We start from the raw sequence: 3127 nt of genomic DNA on the forward strand, positions 1-3127 counted from the left end.
CTCTACACCCGTGAGGGTCCAGGGGCGCGCGCCTGAGCGGATAGAGCCGAAAGGCTCGACCCGCGGCCGGTCAGGGAACGACGACGAGGCGGCCGACGGTGTCACCGTCACCGAGACGCTGCAGGCCGTCCGGCAGCTCGTCCAGCGGCAGCCGCTCGCTGACGAACGGCCGGATCAGCCCGTCCTCCACCAGGCGGGTCAGCTCCCGGTGGCAGGCGGCCACCGAGGCGGGATCGCGATCGGAGTACAGGCCCCAGTGGAGGCCGAGGATCGAATAGTTCTTGACCAGCGCGTGGTTGAGGGCCACGGACTGGATCTCTCCTCCGGCGAAGCCGACCACGACGATCCGGCCCTCGAACGCGACGCACTTGGTGGACCGCTGGTAGGTCTGCCCGCCCACCGGGTCGTAGATCACGTCGGCGCCGCGGCCGCCGGTCTCCGCCTTGACCACCTCGACGAAGTCCTGCTCGTGCCGGTCGACGACGACGTCGGCGCCGAGCTCGCGGGCGTAGGCGGCCTTCCGCGGGCCGCCCGCCACCCCGATCACCCGCGCACCGGCCGCCTTGCCGAGCTGGATCGCCGCACTCCCGACCCCACCGGCCGCGGCGTGCACGAGCAGCGTCTCCCCGGCCTTGATGGCGGCGCGGCGGTGCAGCCCGAACCAGCCGGTCTGGTAGCCGATGAACAGCGACGCGGCCTCGACGTCGTCGAGTCCGGGGGGCGCGGGGAAGGTCTTGGCCTCGTCCATCACGGCCAGTTCCGCGAACCCGCCGTGCGGCAGGCGGGCCCCGCCCAGCACCCGGTCGCCCACAGCGAACGAGGTCACGCCCTCGCCGGTCGCCACGACCTCACCGCACAGCTCGACGCCCGGGGTGAACGGCAGCGGCGGCTTGACCTGGTACTCGCCGCGGCACATCAGCACGTCGGGGAAGTTCGCCGCCGCCCCGAGCACCCGGACCAGCAGACTGCCGGGGCCCGGTTCCGGAACTTCGATGTCCACCGCGGCCAGCGCCTCGCGCGGCTCGCCGAGCCGCGTCACCTGCCACGCCCGCATGGTCGTCATCCTCACACCTCCATGTGTGCCGTGAGGGACCCCCTCACGGCGAATAGGGCCGTGAGGGGGTCCCTCACGGCAATTCACGGCGAAAAGCGGCGAAAGAGAAGTGGTGTCAGCCTGTCACCAGGCGCTGGGCCTTTCCGGCCAGTTCGACCTTCCGGATCTTTCCGGTGGCGGTCATGGGGAAGGCGGTGACGATCTCCACCAGCGGCACCTTGTAGGACGCCATCGCCGTGCGCGCCCACTCCCGCAGCCCGGCCGCGTCCACGGTGGCGCCGGGGCACAGGCTCACGAACGCGACGGGAACCTGCCCCTTGTCCGGGTGGCCTGCGGGCACCACCGCCACGGTGAACACCTCGGGGTGCCGGGCCAGCAGCATCTCGACCTCGGCCGGGAACACGCTCATCCCCTTGACCTTGATCATGTCCTTGTCGCGGCCCAGGTAGTGCAGGCAGCCGTCGGCGTCCAGACGGCCGTTGTCCCCGGTGTGCAGCCAGCCGTCCCGCAACTGCTCGGCGGTGGCCTCCGGATTGCGCCAGTACCTCGTCATCACCGACGGGCTGCGCACGATGATCTCCCCCGCCACCCCGAGGGGCACCGGATCGCCCGTGTCGAACGACACCACGGCGATGTCCGTGCCGGGCACCGGGATCCCGCAGAACACCGGCTCGGCGAGCAGGTCGAAGTCGTCTCCGGCGAAACCGAACGGCGTGGTGTCGAAGGTGTGCGTCTCGGTCATGCCGTACGCGCCCTCGCGCAGCACGGAATGCGTGCCCACCGCGGCCGTCCACCGCCCGCGCACCTCGGGATCGAGCTTGCGGACGAACGACACGGCCATCGGATCGGTCAGGCTGGACAGGTCGTAGCCGCCGAAGCCGGGCTGGTCGAGCAGTTCCAGGTAGTTCTCCACGGTGCCGACCATGGTGGTCACGCGGTGCCGCTGGATCAGTTCCAGCACCTGCGGGGCGTTCCAGCGGGGCATGAGCACCGAGGTGCCGCCGAGCACGAGCGGGTGCAGGATGCCGAGGTTCTCCCCGGCGATCCAGAAGATCGGGATGTAGCAGAGCGCGGCGAAACCGCTGTCGGCCGCGGTGCGCGTGGCACCGGCGCTGGAGGCCGCCGTGTACAGCATGTGCCGCTGGGTGTGCTCGCAGCCCTTGGGCGCTCCGGTGGTGCCGCCGGTGTAGTTGAGCGCGGCGAGCGCGTCCAGGTCACCGGGCCGGTCCGCGGCGGGCCCGTGGGCGGTGGCCTCGGCCCAGGAGGTCATGCCGGAGGGCACCGCGCCGTCCGGGAAGACCGGCGGGGTGGCCTCCGCGGCCATCTCGCGCGCACCGGTGACCAGCACGGTCCGCACCGGAGTCTCGTCGCGCGCCGAGGCCAGCGTGGGCAGCAGCGCGTCGAGGGTGATCACCACCTCGGCCCCGCTGTCGGCCAGTTCGTGCGCCAGTTCCGCGGTCTGGAACATCGGGTTCACCGGTACGTGCACGGCGCCCAGCCGCAACGCCGCCAGCATCGCCACCACGAACTGGGGCGTGTTGGGCAGGTACACCCCGACCCGGTCCCCGGCGCGCACGCCCGCCGATTCGAGCCAGCCCGCCAGCCGCCGGGTGAGCTCGTCCAGCTCGCCGTAGGTGGTGGTGCGGCCTTCGAACTCGATCGCCGGCCGGTCCGGGTAGCGCCGCGCCCAGTGCGCCACGTGCTCCGGGATCGCGATCTCGCCCAGCGGGTAGACGACCTCGGAAGGCGTCCCGGCCGGGCGGACCTTCTCCTGCCGTGCCCGGACCCCGGACAGGTACGCCTCGAGCCGTTGCCGACGGTCCACGGATTCTCTCCTTCTCACCAGGTGTCCACGAACGACCGGCGCGGGCGGTGCTCCGCGGGGGACGCGGCGGGCGGCAGCGCGGCGCTCACCCAGGACCGTGTCTCGGCCGGATCGATCACATCGTCGAGTTCGAAAACCGCCGCGGCGTTGACCGCCTTGCCGCGGTCGTAGTGCTGCGCGAGCAGGTCTTCGAAGGCCCGGCGGCGGGCCTCGGGGTCCTCGATGGCGTCCAGTTCCCGCCGGTATCC

Annotated in this window: 2 protein-coding genes and 1 pseudogene; all 3 read right to left on the reverse strand. The window is 72.0% G+C overall.

All coding sequences use genetic code 11. The annotated features are described in order from the left end of the window. Window positions 1-70 precede the first annotated feature (70 nt). Window positions 71-1063 (reverse strand): NADPH:quinone oxidoreductase family protein, encoded by a 993-nt coding sequence (locus tag FNH05_RS35240; protein ID WP_246128136.1) that lies wholly within the window; start codon window positions 1061-1063, stop codon window positions 71-73. 106 nt (window positions 1064-1169) lie between these two features. After that, window positions 1170-2879 carry an AMP-binding protein gene (locus FNH05_RS35245; protein ID WP_144593177.1) on the reverse strand — a complete coding sequence of 570 codons (1710 nt, stop codon included), beginning with the start codon at window positions 2877-2879 and terminating at the stop codon, window positions 1170-1172. Between the two features lie 14 nt (window positions 2880-2893). Then, window positions 2894-3127 (reverse strand): annotated as a pseudogene (locus FNH05_RS38560) (carboxyl transferase domain-containing protein); the annotation flags it as partial.

Source organism: Amycolatopsis rhizosphaerae (genome assembly GCF_007713715.1).
Classification (GTDB): Bacteria; Actinomycetota; Actinomycetes; order Mycobacteriales; family Pseudonocardiaceae; genus Amycolatopsis_E; species Amycolatopsis_E rhizosphaerae.